Raw genomic sequence first — 18718 nt, forward strand, 5'->3', positions numbered from 1 at the left:
TTCTCCTCGTGTTCTCCGGGTGTGTCGGGGTGCGGTGTCGCCGGGTGCCCGGCTCAGCCGAAGTCGTCGTCGCTCCAGGCGTCCTCGTCGCCGTCCCAGTTCGCGTCCCAGTCGTCCCCGTCGCCTAAGCCGTCGTCACCGGTGGCCGTGCCACCGCCGCCGTCACCCCCGGAGGAGGACTGGGCCTGTGCCTGCTGCTGCCGCAGGGCCTCCTCCTGCTCGGGGGACATGCTCAGCGGCGGCAGCTGGGCGGCGGTGATGGCGAGCGTCGCCACTCCCAGGCCGGTGAGCAGCGCGCCCATCCGGCCGCCGAAGGAGCTGCGGTTGACCAGGACCCGCTCGCCGCGCGCCCACAGGGTGCGGCCGTAGCCGATGTCCCGGGCGTAGGTGGCGGTGCCGTCGGCGAGGCTCCGTTTGATGATGCGGTCGCCGATCAGCTCGTCGGTGCCCGAGCCGCCGCGGTTGTCGTGCCAGCCCACGAGCTGCGGCCGGCCGGGGGTGCGGCGCCGCCACTCCTCCAGGCCGTCCTCGTAGGTGCGGTGGACGGTGCCGTCGGCGAGCAGTTCGTCCGTGTAGCCGATCTCTTCGGGACGGATCATGGTGTGCGTACCTCGGGTGTGTGGAAGGGGGCGCCGGGACGGGTCACGCGGCGGGCCAGGTCATGAAGCCGGTCCCGCGCAGTCCGCGCAGGCCGCTCCAGAGGGTGTCGCGGGGCGGTCGGGGCCCCTTGGTCAGGCGCAGGACCGTCCGCACGAGGCGGGCCGGGGGCACGGCCGCGACCTGCGCGAACCTTCCGCTCGCCAGCCACTGAGCCTCCCGGGTCCGCAGCGCGGCGGGCCGGGCGGCGAGTACGGCGTGACCGGGTGCCGGGCCGCGCCCGGAAGCCAGGCGCAGGGCGGCCGCGTGCCGGGGCACCAGGCCCAGGGAGACCACCCGGACACCGGGCACCGCCCCCAGACCGGCCCGGACGCGGGCGGGGAGCGCGACCCCGGACGGGCTCGCGTCGTGCAGGACGTGCACGGTGGCGCCGCCGGCCCGCTCCAGGGCGGCGACCAGCCGCGGGTCCAGGGGCAGGGCGTCGGAGGCGGCGAGGACCGGGCAGCCCGCCTCCAGGTGCACGTGGTTGGCGAGCAGCATCCCGGCGATCGAGCGGTCCTGGCAGAGGAGCAGGCGGGGCAGCCCGTAGTCGTAGAGGTCGGGCTCCGAGGTGTCGGCCCGGGAGCCGTCGGTCCGCTGCCGGGGGGCGGGCGGCGGTGGGAGCAGTCCCGGTACGGTCTCCCGGCCGCGCGCCTCCAGTGCGCGGGTGAACACGGGTAGACGGAGCACCGGGGCCGGGGTACCGGGGATCCGGCGGAGGAGGGCCGGGCCGGGCGACAGCACCCGGCAGGTCTCGTAGTAGAGCTGGCGCTCGGTGAAGCGCAGCCCGCCGGGTGCGGCGGCGCGCGCCGCGGCCACGGTGATCGCCCGGCCGGTCAGCGCGGTCACGGCCCGGTCGCTCAGCCCGGTGAGCCCGGTCGGTGCGCGGGTGCCGGGGCGGGCGGTCCGGCCGGTGCGCCGGGGCGGGAGGGGTCGCTGGCTCATCCGGCCGGGGTGCCTTTCGTTCGGGACGTGTCGCCGACCGGTGCCCGCGCCTCGGCCGGCCAGGTCAGGAAGCCGTCGGTGGCCCGTGGACCGGCGGGCCGGGCGGTGAGCGCCCGCCCCACCGCCGCCGTGACGACGGATTCGAGGCGGAGCGGCGGGACGGCGGCGAGCGGGCTCCAGAACCCCTCGGCCAGCCAGGCCGCGTCCTCCTCGGGCAGGCCCGCGACGGAACGGAGCTGTTCGGCGTCGACGGCGGGCACGGCCGAGAACCGGCGCACGGCACGATCCCTGCGACGGACCGCGGCGACCGGCAGTCCCGCGTCCACCACGACCCTGCCCGGGTGGGCGAGCCGCAACAGCGGGGCCAGCAGCACCCCCAGGGCGCTCGCGTCGTGCAGGACCACCACCGGGAGCCGGTCGGGAACGTTCGCCAACGCGTCGTGCGCCGTCGCAGGTTCGGCCTCGACCAGGAGGACCTTGAGCCGCGCGGGAACGCCGTTGACCCGGAGGAACACGGCGACCGCGTGGTCGGTGCAGAGGACGACCGCCGTGGGGTCGCCCACGACGGGCTCGCGGGACGGCCGGGCGTGCGGGCCGTCGTCCACCACTCCCGGCGGCAGCTGTCCGTACGCGGTCCGCCAGCGGCCGGCCATCAGCCCCCTGAACACGTGCTCGGGCGGGGAGACGGACGAGCCGCCCGGCCGCGCGGGCGTGTGCCTCATGAACGTGGCCGCTCCGAGGACGGCGACGGCGGCGGCACCGCTCAACGCCGCCCACCGACCGTCGACGAGGACGACGCAGAGGGCCAGGAGGGCGATGACGGGCAGGGCGACGAGCCACCGGACGACGCCCCGGATGCCGTACGCGCGCGACGGGCCGTAGGCGTGGCTGGACGTGCGGGCGAGGTACCAGAGCTGGGTGACGGTCACCTTCAGCCGCCCGCCGTCGGTGGCGGACGCGGCGATCCGCCGGATCCGCAGGTCGTTCATGCCCCGGCCGTGGCTCCTCGGGTCCAGCGCGAAGCGGCGGGTGCAGTGCACGCACACCTGCCCGGTGCGCTCCTTGGCCGCCAGACGGGCGGCGCAGTGCGGGCAGATCACCGGTCACCCACCGGGTCGGGGCCCGGCGCGTCCGGCCAGGTCAGGAAGCCGAGTTCGGCGGCGCGCCGCCGGTCGGGGTCGAGCCCGCGGGTGACCTGTGCGGCGACCCGCTCGACGACGGCGAGCAGCCGGCCCGGCGGCAGACCGACGAGCGGGAACCGCCAGCCCCGCCCGAGCCACTTCAGTTCCTCGGGCGTGAACGTGCCGAGCCCGGCGAGGAGGCGCACGGCCTCCGCATCGGGCCTCCGCCGCGGGTCCCGGTAGGGAACGGCCTGCGGCAGGGACCGCACCGTGCGCAGGGACGGCCCGGCGTCGACGACCGTACGGCCGGGCAGGGCGTCTCTGAGCCGCCGTACGAGCAGTTCGCCGTCCGCGTCGATGTCGCGGAGCACCAGCACCGGACCCCCGGACGGGACCGCGAGGGCCTCCTCCGGGGTACGGGCCAGGGCCAGGCCGTAGCGGGCGGGCAGTCCGTCGGCGACCAGGAAGGCGACGACGGCACGGTCGGGGCAGACCAGTACCCCGGTCGGGCCGGCCGCACCGGTCGCGGCCGCCGTGCCGCCGGCGGACCTCTCGGTGTCGAGCACTCCGGGCGGCAGGGTCCCGTACACCGTCCGCCACGCGGCGAGCACCTGCGTCGGGAAGGCCTCGCGGGTGACGGGCGGGAGGCCCCTGCCCGCGCCCGACGCGCGGGCGAGGCCGATCCCCAGGCCGGTGAGGACCATGGCGGCGGTGACGAGCAGCGGGTACGGGGTCTCGGCGACGAGCGCCGCGACGGTGGCCATGATGCCCACCACGACCACCGCGCCCAGACAACCCTGCGCGTACACCCCGTCGCGGAGGCGCTTGCGGGACAGGGCGTACCAGAGCTGGTCCGGGACGATCCGGATCCGGCCCTCCTCGGTCAGGGCGGTGGTGATCCGGCGTACCCGGAGGTCGTTGAGACCGAGCGGGTTGGTCTTGGGGTCCAGCGCGTAGGCGCGCTTGCAGTGGGAGCAGCGGTTGCCGGTGCGTTCCCTGCGGAGCAGGTTGCGCTCGCAGTGCGGGCAGATCACCGGGGCACCTCCAGGGCGGCGGCCACCCGGCGCAGTCGGGACGCCAGCCGTTCCCGGACCGTGGTGGCGGCGATGCCGTGGGTCCGCTGGGCGTGCTCGATGTCGCGGAGCGCGGCGGCCAGGGCCCGGTAGTCGGTGCGGGAGTCGGTCAGTGCCCCGGCGGTCAGGGCGGCCGTGCCGCCGGAGCCGCCCGGGCCCGCTGGTCCGCCCGGACCGCTCGGTCCTCCCGTGCCGTTCGGGGCGCCGAGGGGTGCCCGCGCGCGTCGCTCGGCCTCGGCCGCGGTGATCGCGTAGTCCTCGTGGTCGATCCCGTACCCGGTGTTCGCGGCGAGGATGGTCAGCGGCGCGTCGCCCCGGTTGGCGAAGGAGTGCGGCATCATCTCCGGGATCCGGATCAGCGTGCCCGGCGTGAGCGGCACGTCCGTGACGCGTCCGCGGGCCGCGTCGTAGAGCCCGCAGGCGGCGTGCCCCAGGCTCAGGACGAAGTGCTCGCCGCCGTGCGCGTGCGGCGTGAAGGCGCTGCGCGGGCCCACGACCCCGAGTTTGACGGTGGCGTTGGACGGCCGCTCGGGCGAGGTCGCCGCGTCCCCCACCAGGTAGTGGGCGAACTGCCCGTCGTCGATGAACCGCAGGAACTCCCGCTCCGGTCCCAGCTCCCTGCGCCCCTCACGGTCGGCGAGCAGGATGCCGCCGTCGGGCCTCAGGTGGTACAGCTCCACTCCGCCCGGCAGGTCGCGTGGGACCCCCTTCGGCATGTCCTCCGGTATCCGGTCCTGCGGTCGCACGGCTCGTTCCGCCATCGCGCCTCCCCCTGACGCCCGTCGCACGCGTTCACGTACAACCACCGCATGGTAGATCGCCGTTCGGCAACTACGGGAGTCCTGGGCGTGACTCCGGGGGGTCCCCGAGGTGAACGCCGGTCGCTTCCGGACGCGCCTCGCGCACCCGGGTCGCCACCGCGCCGTTCAGGACGTCCGGTGCGCCGCCGGTTCGCCGAGCGCCCCGGCGGCCGTCCGCCACGCCTCGGTCACCGCCCCGTGGGCCAGCGCCGTCGCGGCGGTCACGTCGTCGGGCAGCCGGATCGGGGTCCCGATGTGGACGTGCAGGCAGGGGCGGCGGAGGGGCGCCGTGAGCACCCCGGCGATCTGCTTCGCCCGCCCGCCCGACGTGATCCGGCGGGCACCGGCCTGGCCGATCGGCACGACCGGCGCACCGGTCACCCCGGCCAGTCGCGCGAGCCCGGTGCGGAACGCCTCCGGCGGGTTCTCGGCGGCGTCCGGACGCGACGGGATGCGGCCCTCGGCGTACATCATCACGTGCCGCCCCGAGGCGAGCGCGACCGCCGCGTGGTCGAGGGCGGCCGCCGCGCGGGCCGAGTTCCGGTGGACGGGCACGTATCCCTCGCGGGTCAGGGCCCGCCCGAGCAGGGGGATCCGCCAGAGCCCGGCGGTCGCGAGCAGGACGGGCTCGACGGCCAACCGCCGGCGGAGCGCGGCGAGGACGAGCGCCGGGTCGGCCGTCGAGGTGTGGTTCACGACCAGGATGCTGCCGGGTTCGAGGCGGGCCCCGGGATCGGTGGTGACGGTCAGCCGCCCGAAGAACGGGACGACGTGGGCGGCGATGCGGCTGAGCACGGGAGGGCCCCCCTGGAGCCGAGGACGACGAGCTGACCCGTTCATCGTGCGAGACCGCGCGGCACCTCACATGAGCACGCGTACTCAGCTCCCGTACCCAACCGTGCGGGGTGAGCGGGTACGCGGTGGCGGGAAGCGTCCCCGGCCGGTCTAGGCTGGGCTCGCGGGGTGATCGACAAGACACCCCCGGGCTGGGTGCCGACGGGGCAGCGTCTCCGCCGGTGGCCGGGACCGGGGCCGGCGGAACCGAGGGGGAGGGGCGGGACGGTGGGACGTTCGGCGCGACGACTCGCGACCCTCCTGCCCGCGGTGCTCTGCGCGATCTGGTCCCTCCTCGTGCTCCCGGCACCGGCGGCGCAGGCGACAGGGGTGGCGGGCCTCCCGGTCCCGGCTCCGGTAGGGGCCACGGCGCCGACACCGATCCGGACGACGATCCCGACCCCGAACCCGGCTTCCTCCACCCCGGGGCCCTCGATTCCTGGGTCCTCGACTCCGGGATCCTCGATTCCTGGGTCCTCGACTCCTGGGCCCTCGACCCCGGCCGCCCCCACCACCCCCGGTGCCCCGCACCGCGCCACGTCGCCCGAGCCGCACTTCGCGCCCACCGCCGTCGTACGCCTCCCCGCCGCCGAGAACCCCGTGCGGATCCCGGTGACACCCGTGACCACGGGCGTCCTTCCCGCCGACCTCTCCGTACCCGCGCGCGGCCTCCTCGCCGGCGACCCCCGCCGCGAGCGTGCGCCGCCCGGCGGCCCGCGGTCCCCGCGCGATCCCCGCGGCCCTCCCGCCACCCGGCACAGCTGACGTTCTCCCGCGTCGCCGTCCGGGCCATCGGCATGCCCCGGACCGGTCACCGACGCGTGTCCGACCGTACGTCCGGCACGGACGGCGCCCGCCCCCGCGAGGGGTGCCCGCCGTCTCCGTGCGCTGCCTGTGGAGTTGTCCGTACCCATGTCCTCTCGTTCCGCGCTCTGGCGCGCGCTCCTCGCGCTCGCCGTCGTCGCGCTCTCCCTCTGGATCACCCTGACCACCCCGCCCCGTCTCGGACTCGACCTCCGCGGCGGGACCCGCATCGTCCTCCAGACCGAGGACGGGCCCACCGCCCGCGCCGACGCCGCCGCCACCGACCGGGCCGTGGAGGTGCTCCGCAAGCGGGTCGACGGCCTCGGCGTCGCCGAACCCTCACTCGCCCGCTCCGGCGAACGGCGCATCGTCGTCGAACTCCCCGGACTGAACGACCCGCGCCAGGCCGCCGAGGTCATCGGCCGCACCGCGCAGCTCACCTTCCACGCCGTCACCGGCGCGGCCCCGGCTCCCGCCGGTCCCGCCGCCCAGGACGGGACGCGCGTCCTCGCCGACCCCGACGCCCCCGGCGGCCACCTCACCCTGGCGGCACCCGCGCTCACCGGTGACGGCGTCAAGAGCGCCGAAGCCGTGCTCGACACCACGAACGGCCGCGGCTGGACGGTCGACCTCTCCTTCCGCGACCGCGCCGCCGACACCTGGGCACGGCTGACCGGGGACGCCGCCTGCGCGGCCCCCGGAGATCCGGCGCGCAGGGTCGCCATCGTGCTCGACGACCGCATCGTCTCCGCACCCGGAATGCAGTCCGGCGTCCCCTGCGGCACGGGCATCGGGGGCGGCACCGCGCAGATCACCGGAGGGTTCTCCGCCCACGAGGCGCGCGATCTCGCGGCCCTCGTGCAGGGCGGCGCGCTGCCCGTCCCGGTGACGACGATCGAGCAGAGCACCGTGGGCCCGACCCTCGGCGCCGAGGCGATCCGGGCGAGCGCCCTGGCCGCCGTGATCGGCCTCGCCTGCACCGGACTCTTCGTCATGGTGGTCTACCGGCTCCTCGGCGTCCTCGCGACCGCCGCCCTCCTCCTGTACGGGCTGATCTCGTACGCGGCGGTGGTCGCCCTCGGGGCCACACTCACCCTTCCCGGTCTGGCCGGTTTCGTCCTGGCGATCGGCATCGCCGTCGACGCGAACGTCCTGGTCTTCGAACGCGCGAGGGAGGAGTACGCGGCCCTGGGCCGGACAAGCGGGCGCGATCTGCGGCGACCGCTGACGACCGCGTTCGGGAAGGTGTGGAGCGCGGTCGCCGACTCCCACATCACCACCCTGCTCGCGGCCGGCCTCCTCTTCGTCTTCGCCACCGGCCCGGTCAAGGGCTTCGGCGTGACGCTGGCGGTCGGCGTCGTCACCTCGCTCCTCACCGCGATGGTGGTCACCCGGCTCCTCGCCGACCTGGCACTGCGCCTGCCCGCGGTGCGCCGACGGCCCGCGGTCACCGGCATGGCGGGGCTCGGCCGGCTGCGGACCCGGCTGACCCGGCGCGTCCCGCGCCTGATGGCCCACCGGCGCCGCTGGCTGCTCTCCTGCGCCGCCCTCCTCATGGTGGCCCTCGCCGGAATCGGCGTACGCGGGCTGGAGTTCGGGGTCGAGTTCACCGGCGGCCGGGTCGTCCAGTACACGGCGGAACGCCCCGTCGACGCCGACGCGGCCCGGTCGGCGATCGCGGCGGCGGGCTTCCCGGACGCGGTCGTGCAGACCACGGGCGCCGCCGACGGCGGAGACGTGTCGGTACGCGTCCGGGAGACGGGCGACGCCGAACAGGGCGAGATCCGGCAGGCGCTCACGAAGGTCGCGGGCCCGGTGGAGGTGGAGCGCGACGACCTGATCGGCCCGAGCCTCGGAGGGGAGCTCCGCACCCACGCCCTCCTCGCGCTCGGCCTCGCGGTGGCGGCCCAGCTCCTCTACCTGACGGTGCGGTTCCGGTGGACGTACGCGACGGCGGCGGTGGCGGCCATGACCCAGGACGTACTGCTCGTCATCGGCCTCTTCGCCTGGTCCGGCAAGCCGGTGGACAGCGTCTTCCTGGCCGCGCTCCTCACCGTCGTCGGCTACTCGGTCAACGACTCCGTCGTCGTCCTCGACCGGCTGCGGGAGCTGCGCCGCCGCGGCGGGGGCGTCCCGCTCGCGGACCTCGCCGACCGGGCCGTCGCCCAGACCCTCCCGCGTACCGTCAACACGGGCATGGGCGCCCTCTTCGTCCTGGTGGCACTCGCCGTCCTGGGCGGCGACTCCCTCACCGACTTCTCCGTCGCGCTGCTCGCGGGGGTCGTGCTCGGGATGGCGTCCACCGTCTTCACCGCGATGCCGCTGGCCGTCGCCCTGGAGAACCGCCGCCCGGCACCGGCTCCCGCCGCCGTCCCACGGCGGCGGGCGGGCACCGGCGCCGTCGTCTGACCACGCCACGGCGGCCTGCCCCCGTTCCCGGGGGACGGGCCGCCGTCCGGCGCGGGGCATCAGGCCGCCGAGGCTCCCAGGGCCCGTTCCCGGCGCAGGTCCGGAACGCGGCGCCGACGAAGGCGAACCGGGCCCCTGGAGGACGGCGACCAGACCGTGGCGCGGACTGCGCCGGGCGGCCCAGTCGCCGACGAAACCGCTCGGACGCGCCTCACCTCTTTCCTTCGTACCGGCCCTCCGCTGCGAAGCATCGTGGGCTCGTGGACTCGTGCGCTGCGCGGCCCACGGGGTCCGTGCGCTTGCGCGGGATCCTCGGCGTCAGAGCTTCGCGAGCTCCTCGGCGACCAGCCGCAGCTTCTCGACGGGCAGCAGGCCGCCCGCCATCGCGGCGACGTCGATCAGCGGCGTGGGCCCGAGGAACTGCAGGAGCTCCGAGTCCGCGATCCCCGGCAGGTGCCGCGTGAGGATCTCCACCGCCACCGGATCGCCCATCAGCGCCGCGACCGGCGTCCGCAGGGAGAGGCGCCCCTCCGGGAACTCCTCGGCGCGCGGCAGCGGCAGCGAGGCCCGCCGAGCCTGCTCGCGCTGGGCCCGTACCAGCAGATGGGCGTCGGTCACCGGACCCTCGGCGGGCAGACCGAGCCGCTCGTACTGGCTGGGCGGCGCCTCGGTGCTCCGCATCAGCTCCACGAGCAGCGTCGCGAGCCGCAGCTCGAGGGCGTCGTCGACGAGCGGGTCCAGCTGCTCGGGGTCCGTCTCCAGATCGAAGAGGAGTGTGCCGTGCTGGAACGGGTTGACGAAGGTCCGCCCCGGCATCCGCAGGGTGCGAACGCCCTTGGTGAAGCCGAAGGGCTCGGCGAGCTCCAGGCCCGTCAACTCGGCGGGCGTGAACCGGCCCCGCATGTGCGTCGGCATCAGGGTGTGCTCCTCCAGCGGGGTGTTGGAGGCGGCGACGGGGGCGCGCATGTACACGTACCGGCCGTCGGTGATGTTCACGTGCCCGCCGTGGATACCGAACAGCCCCGCCTCGCGGCCGGCGGGTGCGCCGACGGCGACGGGCAGCGGAGCCCCCTGCATGTCGGCCGGGCGCTCGACGCCGAAGAACTCCAGGAGCGTGGGCGCCAGGTCGACGGTCTGCACGAGGGTGTCGCGGCGCTCGCCCGCGCCGCCGGAGCGCGGGTCCCAGACGAACAGCGGCAGATGGACCAGCTCGTTGTACCAGGGCTGGACCGACTTGCCCCACCAGCCCTTCTCTCCGAGCAGCAGACCGTGGTCGGTGTTGACGATCAGGAGGGTGTCGTCCCAGAGCCCGTGCTCGTCCATGGCGTCGAGGACCCGTCCGAGCGAGTGGTCGCACATGGAGAGCAGGGCCGCGTACTCGTACCCGGCGTGCGCCACCTGCTCGTCCGTCTCGACGACCCGCTTGTAGTCGGGCCAGTCGAAGTGCGGCCCCTCGTACGCGTGCGGGTAGAGGTCCTTGTACCGCTGGTGGCTGAAGAACGGCTCGTGCGGGTCGAAGGTCTCGATCTGCACGAACCAGCGGTCCTCGGCCTGGTTGGTACGGATGAACTCCAGCCCGGCGTCGAAGGTGAGGGTCTGCGGGTGACGGTCCTCGGTCGCCATGTGCGGGCGGTTCACCCAGTCCTGCCGGTACACCGCGGAACGCATCCGCTTCAGGTCCTCGGGGAGCTCCGGGTCGGCCACCTGCCCCTTCCAGGGATCGCCCTCCTGCCCGCGGAAGAACTCCCAGGAGTTGTAGCGGCCGTGGTACGTGGCGCCGCCGTCCTCCCAGTAGTGCGGATGGTCGCTGGCCAGATGCGTGTACACGCCGTTCTGCTTGAGGAGTTCGGGCATCGAGTCGTCGAACGGTTCGAGCGGTCCCCAGCCGCGGTGCAGGAAGTTGTACCGCCCGGTGTGCAGCTCGCGGCGGGCCGGCATGCACGGCATCGACCCCGCGTAGGCCCAGTCGAAGGTCACCGTACGGGCGGCGAGCCGCGCGAAGTTCGGGGCGTGTGTCCAGTCACCTCCGTAGGGCGGCAGCATGCGCCGGTTGAGACTGTCGAACATCACCATGATCGCCCTCATCGGACGGACTTCCCTTCGGTAAGGAACGTGTGCGTCCGCTCCAGCCACTCCACCCACCGGTCGACCGAGGCGGCCCCGAACCGGTGCATCTCCTCGAAGACCTCCCGGGTGAGCTCCTGGTCCACCTCGGGCAGTGGATCCACGAAGAGCAGGGTCCGGTCCCGGTTCCGGTTGCGGGCGATCTGCTCGCGCCGATGGGCGAGTTCGGTCTCGATCAGCCGGACGGCCGCCTCCCGGTCCAGAGGCACCGCGAACGCGAACCGCGTGAGGAAGTCCGGGTCCTGGAACCGGCTCGGCGGGTCGTACGGGGAACGCACCCAGGTGAGCAGCGCCTCCCGGCCGACCTCCGTCAGCCGGTACACCTTGGCGTCCGGCCGGCCTTCGCGCGGATCGACCCGGTAGGCGACCAGTCCGTCCGCGACCATTCGGCCGAGGAGCCGGTAGATCTGGCTGTGATGGATCCGCGAGCGGATGAACTGGCCCTCGGATTCGACCCACTTGAGGATGTCGTAGCCGGAGAGGGGCCGGAACGACAGCAGGGCGAGCAGCCCGTACTCCACGGTCACGCCTCCTGGTCACCTCTCTGCGGCCCTATGTGCAGAATCACTTATGCGGCTCGATTCATATCGACGCGGCGCGGAGGCGGTCAACGAGTCCGCCCGTGGCTTATCAAGGCGTTCACAATCGGGCCGGTCACCGCCGGGGCGCGCCCACGACCAGGCCGCTCACCGCCGGGCCGGTCATAGTCAGGCCGTTCACTGACGGGCGGTCTCCGCCGGCGGTGTTCACCGGCGTGACGGTCCCTGTCGACGACGTTCACCCGACGGGAGCGGTCCCAACCGAGGTGTCGCCAGCGGGGCCGAACGCGGCGGTGCCCGGGGTCCGACGGGGATTCCGTCGGACCCCGGGCACCGGGGTCCGGGCTGGGGCAGGGGAGGCGCCGAGGTCAGGCCAGCTCGGCCTCGATCAGGTCGGCGGCGCGCGGGGTGCCGCCCTCGGCGGCCATGGAAGCCCGGATCTCCCGGGCCCGGCGCGCCACCTCGGGGTCGCCGACCAGCGCGAGCACGTCCTCGCGCAGCCGCTCCGCGGTGACCTCCTCCATCGGCAGGTGCCGCGCCACGCCCAGCGACCGCAGCATGTCCGCGTTCCCGAACTGGTCGACTGCCTGCGGGACGGCCACCATCGGTGTCGCGGTGGCCAGGCCCTCCTGGCTGCCTCCCGCGCCCGCGTGGGTGATGAAGGCGTCGGCCTGCCGGAGGATCGCCAACTGGGGTACCCAGGAGTGCACTTCGACGTTGTCCGGCAGCTCGCCGAGGGTGGCCGGGTCGACGAACTTCCCGATCTGGAGGACGACGTGCCACTCCGGGAGGGTGCGGAACGCCTCCACGCAGGCCCGGTAGAAGTCCGGCTGCTTGGTGAAGGAGGAGCCCAGCGAGACCAGGACCACCTTCTCCGCGCCGGCCGGTCGCCGCCACTCGCCCTGCTCGGCGCGCTCGCCCTGGCAGGCGCCGACGAAGGTGTAGACGGATTCGTCGACCCGGTCGGCGTGCGGCTGGAGCGCCCTGGGAATGAGGACGACCGCGCGGCGCGGCCGGGCGATGAGCCGGTCGGGGTGGGTGTCCACCCCGTGCTCGGAGAGCCACGCCTCGAACCGCGCGTAGTACGCCTTGCCGCGCGGCGAGGCCTTGAGCTCGGCGAACATCGGCTCGGCGACCTCCTCCTCGTACCCCTCCCACGGCACGAGGTTCGGCCAGAGCGAGAGGGCGGGGACACCCCAGGTGTGGGCGAGGACGGGGGCCGGATAGGCGGTGATGTCGTGGAGCACGAGGTCGGGTCGGTCCTTGTCGAAGGCCTCGGCGAGCTGCGGCAGCGCCTGCACGGCGTCGGCGAGAAAAGGCTCGATGTTGTCGATCAGTTCCGTGCCCCAGGCGTCCGGGTCGTCGTCGGTCGGCAGTGTCGAGGTGTAGACGACGGGCGTGGCCCCGGTCTCCGCGACCTTCTCGGCGAAGGATGCGGGCACGGCGTAGCTGACGCGGTGGCCACGGGCCACGAGCTCCCGGATGACCTCCAGGCTGGGGTTCACGTGGCCGTGGGCGGCGATGGAGAACATGGCGATGTGTGCGGGGGACGCGGTGGTGGTCATGGCGACCACCTTAGATGAGACGAGACGTCTCGTCTATTGGATTCCGGGACCTCCTGGTCGCCCCCGGGCCGCCTCCCGGCCGCCCGGGCCAACCCCGGCCGCTCCCCGGCCGCTCCCCGGCCGTCCTCTCCGGCCATCTCCGTCGACCTCCGGATCAGCCCCCGGTCGGATAGCCGCCGGCTCTCCATCGATGCACGCCTGATGCCTGATGCCTGACGCCCGGCGGCGTCTGGCTTCCGACGTCCGATGCCCGACACCTGACGTCCTTAGCCCGACACCCGACACCCGCCCGGCTCGCGAGCCGCACTCGGCGGCCCCGGACGCGGGGGGGTGTCGGTCGGTCGCCGTGGCGTTGTGTCGAGTTCACGATCGAGCCCTCTCGATCGTGAACTGTGCATGCCAAGATGGCGCCTGTCACTCGCTCACGCCGCTCGACCCAGGGGACTCAGTGAATCCACAGGCGTACGCCACCCGGGGCGCGCTCGCCCTCGCCGGCGCCCTCACGTTGATCATCGCCCTGCCCGCCAGCGCCTTCGCGGCGCCGCCCCCCGCCCTGCCGGCCAACGCCGACGGCCTGGAGCAGACCTTCCAGCCCGCCTTCGACTACGACACCGACGGCTGTTACCCCACGCCCGCGATCGGACCCGACGGCACGATCAACGGCGGTCTCAACCCGTCCGGCGCCGTCAACGGCCAGTGCCGTGACTCCTGGGACCTCACCCAGACCAACGGCTACGCCCGCGCGAAGTGCAACAACGGCTGGTGCGCGATCATCTACGGGCTCTACTTCGAGAAGGACCAGGCCGTGGCCGGCAGTGGCCTCGGGGGGCACCGCCACGACTGGGAGCACGTCGTGGTCTGGGTGCAGAACAACCAGGCGCAGTACGTCTCCACGTCCGCCCACGGCAAGTTCAACACCTACGGCCGGGACTCGATCCGCTGGGACGGCACCCACCCCAAGGTCGTCTACCACAAGGACGGCATCGGCACGCACTGCTTCCGGCCCGCCAACACCAATGACGAACCGCCGGAGAACCACCAGCACGCCTGGCAGTTCCCCAGCCTGGTCGGCTGGAACGGCTACCCGGCCGGACTCCGCGACAAGCTCAGCCGGGCCGACTTCGGCAGCGCGTCGTTCGGCCTGAAGGACGGGAACTTCGCCCCTCACCTGGCCAAGGCCAAGCCGTCCGGGATTCCCTTCGACCCGTACGCCTGACCGGCCCCGGGCGGGCGGGTGTTGACGCCCGCCCGCCCGTCTTTCCGGTCCCTTCCCGTCCGTCCGTCCGTCCGTACCGTCCGTCCGTCCGTACCGTCCGTACCGTCCGTACCGTCCGTACCGTCCGTACCGTCCGTCCGTCCGTACCGTCCGTACCGTCCGTACCGTCCGTCCGTCCGTACCGTCCGTACCGTCCGTACCGTCCGTACCGTCCGTCCGTACCGTCCGTCCGTACCCTCTGTCCCGCCCGTCCAGCGGTCGCCGGGACCGGAGTTGTGCGACCGGTTTCGACTTTTCTCTTGCCGGGGCGCATTCGCCTCTCTAATGTGAACCTTCAAATTCCAGGGTTGCCATGTCCCTGGTCTCTTGAGGGATGCAATTTGAACGATCAAATCCATGTCGAACCGGACCGCCACGGTCCGACGACGGGTTATCTCGACCACGCCAGGGTCGGCCCGCTCTCCCGGGCCGCGGCCGCCGCGTTCGCCGCCGCGACCGCGTCGGCCGCCCGGTCCGATCCGGCCGACCTCCACGGGCTGTTCGCCCTGGCCGACGCCGCTCGCGCGTCGGCGGCCAGGCTCCTCGGCGCCCGTCCGCACGAGATCGCCATCGCCCCGTCCACCAGCAACGGCCTGTTCACCGTGGCGGCCGCGCTCTCCGGCCCCGGGACCGTCCTGGTCCCGGCGGGGGAGTTCCCCGCCAACCAGTACCCCTGGCTCCGCTTCGCGGACCGCGGTGGTCCGGCCGTTCGCTTCGTCGACCCCGACGGGCAGCGGCACATCACGCCCGCCCAGCTCCGCCGCCACCTCACTCCTGACGTCACTGCCCTCGCGGTCAGCGCCGTCGACTCGCTCACCGGTCATGTGGCACCGCTCGCCCAGCTCAAGGAGGTCCTCGGGCCCGGCCGGCTGCTGATCGTGGACGCCATCCAGGGGCTCGGCGCGGTCCCGCTGGAAGCGGACGCCGCCGACGTCCTCGTCAGCGGCGGCCAGAAGTGGCTGCGGGCCGGCTGGGGCGCCGCGTTCCTGCTGATCCGCGACCGGTGCGCCGACCGCCTCGTCCCCGGACTCGGCGGCTGGGCCGGAGTCGAGGACCCCTTCGCCCAGCCGTTCCCGGCTCCGCCGCTGCCCGGTGCCGCCGCCCACCTCGCCACCAATCCGGACTTCCCGGCCGCCGCGGCCCTGGGTGCCGCCGTCGAGGACCTGCTCGACGGGGGCGGGCCGGCCGCCGTCGGAGCCAGGATCCGCGCGACCCTCGCCGAACTGCTCGACCGTGCGCGCGGCGCGGGCGCCGACGTCCTCCTCGACGGGCTCGGTCCCGCCGAGCGGGCCGGCATCGGCACCTTCCGGCTGCCGGGCCACGACCCGGCCGTCGTCCACCGCACCCTCGAAGAGGCCGGCGTCATCACCACGCGCCGCGGTGCCTGGATCCGACTCTCTCCCCATGCCTCCACCCCACCCGCCGCGGCGGAGCTGCTCGCCGACGCGCTGCACACCCTCACCCACCGCACCACCCACTTCCAGGAGTCGACGTGTCCCACAGACTGAGCCGCCGCCGGCTGCTCCACCTCGCCACCGCTTCCGCCGCCGGTCTCGGCCTGACCGCCTGTGGCGGCGGATCGGGCGGCGACTCCGCCGGCGGCGACGGCGACAGCGGCCGCATCACCGTGTGGAGCTGGACCACCGCGGCCGAGGCCCTGCGGGGCGTCGTCCCCTCCTTCGAGCGGGACAACCCCGGCATCCAGGTCGACGTCCAGGACGTCGGCAACCCGGCCATCTGGGACAAGATCACGGTCGGTCTCGCCTCGGGCGGCAAGGGCCTCGCCGACGTCCTGCACCTGGGGGTGGACTACCTCCCCGGCTACCTGGAGAAATTCCCCGAGGGCCTCGCCGATCTGTCGCGGCTCGGCGCCGACCGGCACGAGGAGGCCTTCGCCCGGGGGCTGTGGCCGACCGGCACGGGCAAGGACGGCGCCGCGCACGCCCTTCCGTGGGAGGTCAACCCGCTGGGGCTGTTCTACCGCCACGACTACTTCGAGAAGGCCGGCGTCGACCCCGCCGGCATCAGCAGCTGGGACGACCTGATAGCCGCCGGACCGAAGGTCCTCGCCGCCACCGGAGCCCAGCTCCTCGGGCTCGACAAACCCGGCACCACCCAGGACATGGACTTCTTCCAGAACCTGATGCAGCTCCAGGGCGCCTTCTACTTCGACGCCGAGGGCAGGGTCACACTCGGCTCCCCCGAGGCCGTCCAGGCCCTCACCGTGATCAAGCGGCTCAACGACGCCGGCCTGCTCGCCGACACCGCCGGCCAGGGCACATGGAAGCGCCTCGTCGGCCAGGGCAAGCTCGCCACGGCCCCGTACCCCGCCTGGGCCGTCGAGTACCTGGCCACCAAGTTCCCCGCGCAGAGCGGCAAGTGGCGTGTCATGCAGCCGCCCGCCGCCGTCCCCGGCGGCGGCCGCAGCGCCATCGTCAACTCCACGTACCTGGCCGTCTCCGCCACCAGCAAGCGTCGCAAGGCCGCCTGGCGCTTCATCGAGTACGCCCTCACCAAGCCCGCCGAGATCAACCGGATGTTCACCTCCGGAGGCGTCTTCCCCGCGCTCAGGAAGGCGTACGAGGACCCCAGGTTCAGTGCGCCGCACCCCTTCTACGGCGGTCAGAAGGTGCTGCGGTCCTTCGTCGACTCGCTCGACTCCGAGTCCGGCGCGACCAACTTCACCGGCGACTACAGCCGGGCCCTCAAGCTCGCCAGCGACGCCCAGAGTCAGGTCCTCGTCAAGGGCGCCGACCCGGCCGAGGCCCTCAAGGCCGCCGCCGGGCAGCTGGCCCGGCAGACCGGTCGGCAGCAGGCGGCCTGACCATGTCCCTCGCCCCGTCCGAACGCGCCTCGGCCGTCGGCACCGTCGGTGGTAGGGGTGTACCGGCCCCGCGCGGCGCCCGCGGGCGCCGCCGTGCCGCCCGCCCCGGCCGGCGCCGGCTGCTGACCCGAGGCTCCGTTCCGTACCTGCTGATCCTGCCCGCCGTCCTGGGGTTCGCGACGTTCAAGGCGTACCCCATCGCCGCCTCGTTCTGGATCAGCCTCACCACCGGCAACGGCGACGACCGGCGTTTCGCCGGACTCGCCAACTACCGCCGTCTGCTGGACGATCCGCTCTTCTGGACCGCGCTGAAGAACACGGCGCTGATCCTGGTCGTCCAGGTGCCGCTGATGCTCGGACTCGCCCTGCTCGTCGCCCTCGGCCTCAACTCGACCAAGGTCCGGCTCCGGGCGCTCTGGCGGCTGGGCGTCTTCGTCCCCTCGCTGACCGGCCTGGTCGCCGCCGGCGTCATGTTCTCCGTGATCCTCAACCGCGACGCCGGACTCCTGAACTGGGTCCTCTCGCTCTTCGGCGTCGACCGGGTGAACTGGCTCGGCAGTCCGTTCTGGGCCCGCGTCGCCATCGTCCTCGTCCTGACCTGGCACTACACCGGATACAACGCGGTGATGTACCTCGCCGGACTGCAGGGCATCCCCAAGGAGCTGTACGAGGCCGCCATGGTCGACGGCGCCGGCCCGGTCCGCCGGTTCTTCGCCATCACCCTTCCCCAGCTGCGGCCGATCCTCCTCCTCACGGTGGTGCTCTCCACCATCGGAACCCTCCAGCTCTTCGACGAGCCGTACGTCCTCACCGGCGGCGGCCCCGACAACGCCACCCTGACGGTCACCATGTACCTGTACGACAACGGCTTCACGTACTTCGACTTCGGATACGCCTCCGCCCTCGCCTACGCGCTCGCGCTGATCGTGTCGCTCCTCGGCATCCTGCAGGTCCGTCTGATGGGGGAGCGCCGGTGAGGCTACGGGGTCCCCTGCTCACGCTGCTGCTCGCGGGCGCCTTCGGGCTCTGCGTCGCTCCCTTCTACTGGCTGGCCATCGCCGCCACGCAGGACGACAAGGACGTGTTCTCCTGGCCGCCGAAGCTGCTGCCCGGTGGCCATCTCATGGAGAACCTCCAGGGGCTCCAGGAGTCCATCGGACTCACCAGGGTCCTGTTCAACACCGTCCTGGTGGCGGGGGTCCAGACCGTCGGCGCGGTCGCCGTCTCCGTCCTGGCCGGGTACGCCTTCGCCAAGTTCGAGTTCCGCGGACGCAACCTGTTCTTCGTGCTGCTGCTCAGCACCCTGGTCATCCCCGACACGGTGATGCTGATCCCGATCTTCCAGATGATGATGGACCTGGGCCTGATCGACTCGTACCAGTCCGTCATCCTGCCCGGCCTCGTCACGCCGTTCGGCATCTTCCTGATGCGGCAGGCACTGCGCGCCATGCCCGACGAACTCCTGGACGCGGCCCGTGTCGACGGCGCGGGCGAGCTACGGGTTCTGTGGCGGATCGTCATCCCCGTCAACCGGCCGATCATCGCGGCGCTCGCGCTGTTCGTCTTCCTCGGTGGCTGGAACCAGTTCGTCTGGCCGCTGATCGCGCTGCGCAGCCCCGAGATGTACACGCTGCCCGTGGCCACCGCCACGCTCCAGGGCCTCTCGACGACCAACTACGCGCAGGTGCTGCTCGCCAGCGCCATCGCCGCCGTCCCGGTGATGGCCCTCTTCCTCGTCCTGCAACGCCAGTTCATCTCCGGCCTGCTGGCCGGTGCCACCAAGGAGTGA

The 18718-nt window shown here is 73.5% G+C and carries 15 protein-coding genes; 6 read left to right on the forward strand and 9 right to left on the reverse strand.

What is annotated here, in order from left to right; all coding sequences use genetic code 11:
• Window positions 1-53 precede the first annotated feature (53 nt).
• The 6 genes from ACRRSS_RS16600 to ACRRSS_RS16625 all read right to left on the reverse strand — a co-directional run bounded on the left by ACRRSS_RS16600 (window position 54) and on the right by ACRRSS_RS16625 (window position 5370).
• Window positions 54-599 (reverse strand): hypothetical protein, encoded by a 546-nt coding sequence (locus tag ACRRSS_RS16600; protein WP_435971911.1) that lies wholly within the window; start codon window positions 597-599, stop codon window positions 54-56.
• Window positions 600-642: 43 nt separating this feature from the next.
• Window positions 643-1581 (reverse strand): hypothetical protein, encoded by a 939-nt coding sequence (locus ACRRSS_RS16605; protein WP_435971912.1) that lies wholly within the window; start codon window positions 1579-1581, stop codon window positions 643-645.
• Window positions 1578-2681, reverse strand: a complete 1104-nt coding sequence (locus tag ACRRSS_RS16610) for a hypothetical protein (RefSeq protein WP_435971913.1) — start codon at window positions 2679-2681, stop codon at window positions 1578-1580. Before ACRRSS_RS16610 ends, ACRRSS_RS16605 begins: the two co-directional genes overlap by 4 nt.
• Complete coding sequence (locus ACRRSS_RS16615; protein WP_435971914.1) at window positions 2678-3736, reverse strand: hypothetical protein; 1059 nt, start codon at window positions 3734-3736, stop codon at window positions 2678-2680. The genes ACRRSS_RS16610 and ACRRSS_RS16615 overlap by 4 nt, the downstream gene beginning before the upstream one ends.
• Window positions 3733-4536 carry a cupin domain-containing protein gene (locus ACRRSS_RS16620; protein ID WP_435971915.1) on the reverse strand — a complete coding sequence of 268 codons (804 nt, stop codon included), beginning with the start codon at window positions 4534-4536 and terminating at the stop codon, window positions 3733-3735. The genes ACRRSS_RS16615 and ACRRSS_RS16620 overlap by 4 nt, the downstream gene beginning before the upstream one ends.
• Before the next feature lie 165 nt (window positions 4537-4701).
• Window positions 4702-5370 carry a lysophospholipid acyltransferase family protein gene (locus tag ACRRSS_RS16625; RefSeq protein ID WP_435971916.1) on the reverse strand — a complete coding sequence of 223 codons (669 nt, stop codon included), beginning with the start codon at window positions 5368-5370 and terminating at the stop codon, window positions 4702-4704.
• A gap of 951 nt (window positions 5371-6321) precedes the next feature.
• On the opposite strand from ACRRSS_RS16625, the gene secD reads away from it, so the two are divergent.
• Entirely contained in the window at window positions 6322-8622 is a 2301-nt protein-coding gene (secD, locus tag ACRRSS_RS16630) for a protein translocase subunit SecD (protein WP_435971917.1), read from the forward strand.
• Window positions 8623-8940: 318 nt separating this feature from the next.
• Here secD and ACRRSS_RS16635 read toward each other — a convergent pair whose 3' ends face one another.
• From ACRRSS_RS16635 to mgt, 3 genes are all read right to left on the reverse strand, one after another.
• Window positions 8941-10707: a sulfatase gene (locus ACRRSS_RS16635; RefSeq protein ID WP_435971918.1), complete on the reverse strand. Its 1767-nt coding sequence runs from the start codon at window positions 10705-10707 to the stop codon at window positions 8941-8943.
• On the reverse strand, window positions 10704-11273 hold the full coding sequence (locus tag ACRRSS_RS16640; protein WP_435971919.1) for a PadR family transcriptional regulator: 570 nt from the start codon (window positions 11271-11273) through the stop codon (window positions 10704-10706). The genes ACRRSS_RS16635 and ACRRSS_RS16640 overlap by 4 nt, the downstream gene beginning before the upstream one ends.
• Before the next feature lie 380 nt (window positions 11274-11653).
• Entirely contained in the window at window positions 11654-12850 is a 1197-nt protein-coding gene (mgt, locus tag ACRRSS_RS16645) for a macrolide-inactivating glycosyltransferase (protein WP_435971920.1), read from the reverse strand.
• Between the two features lie 448 nt (window positions 12851-13298).
• On the opposite strand from mgt, the gene ACRRSS_RS16650 reads away from it, so the two are divergent.
• From ACRRSS_RS16650 to ACRRSS_RS16670, 5 genes are all read left to right on the forward strand, one after another.
• Complete coding sequence (locus ACRRSS_RS16650; RefSeq protein ID WP_435971921.1) at window positions 13299-14066, forward strand: NPP1 family protein; 768 nt, start codon at window positions 13299-13301, stop codon at window positions 14064-14066.
• A 380-nt stretch (window positions 14067-14446) separates the two neighbouring features.
• Window positions 14447-15613: an aminotransferase class V-fold PLP-dependent enzyme gene (locus ACRRSS_RS16655; RefSeq protein ID WP_435971922.1), complete on the forward strand. Its 1167-nt coding sequence runs from the start codon at window positions 14447-14449 to the stop codon at window positions 15611-15613.
• Complete coding sequence (locus tag ACRRSS_RS16660; RefSeq protein ID WP_435971923.1) at window positions 15598-16929, forward strand: extracellular solute-binding protein; 1332 nt, start codon at window positions 15598-15600, stop codon at window positions 16927-16929. The genes ACRRSS_RS16655 and ACRRSS_RS16660 overlap by 16 nt, the downstream gene beginning before the upstream one ends.
• Before the next feature lie 2 nt (window positions 16930-16931).
• Window positions 16932-17906: a carbohydrate ABC transporter permease gene (locus ACRRSS_RS16665; protein WP_435971924.1), complete on the forward strand. Its 975-nt coding sequence runs from the start codon at window positions 16932-16934 to the stop codon at window positions 17904-17906.
• Window positions 17903-18718, forward strand: a complete 816-nt coding sequence (locus ACRRSS_RS16670; RefSeq protein WP_435971925.1) for a carbohydrate ABC transporter permease — start codon at window positions 17903-17905, stop codon at window positions 18716-18718. The genes ACRRSS_RS16665 and ACRRSS_RS16670 overlap by 4 nt, the downstream gene beginning before the upstream one ends.

The organism is Streptomyces sp. Qhu_M48, from assembly GCF_051305195.1.
Lineage (GTDB): Bacteria > Actinomycetota > Actinomycetes > Streptomycetales > Streptomycetaceae > Streptomyces.

Coding starts and splice junctions, on each gene's coding strand:
- ACRRSS_RS16635 (WP_435971918.1), bottom strand. CDS start 10,707: ATGAGGGCGATCATGGTGATGTTCGACAGTCTCAACCGGCGCATGCTG.
- mgt (WP_435971920.1), bottom strand. CDS start 12,850: ATGACCACCACCGCGTCCCCCGCACACATCGCCATGTTCTCCATCGCC.
- ACRRSS_RS16605 (WP_435971912.1), bottom strand. CDS start 1,581: ATGAGCCAGCGACCCCTCCCGCCCCGGCGCACCGGCCGGACCGCCCGC.
- secD (WP_435971917.1), top strand. CDS start 6,322: ATGTCCTCTCGTTCCGCGCTCTGGCGCGCGCTCCTCGCGCTCGCCGTC.
- ACRRSS_RS16600 (WP_435971911.1), bottom strand. CDS start 599: ATGATCCGTCCCGAAGAGATCGGCTACACGGACGAACTGCTCGCCGAC.
- ACRRSS_RS16620 (WP_435971915.1), bottom strand. CDS start 4,536: ATGGCGGAACGAGCCGTGCGACCGCAGGACCGGATACCGGAGGACATG.
- ACRRSS_RS16665 (WP_435971924.1), top strand. CDS start 16,932: ATGTCCCTCGCCCCGTCCGAACGCGCCTCGGCCGTCGGCACCGTCGGT.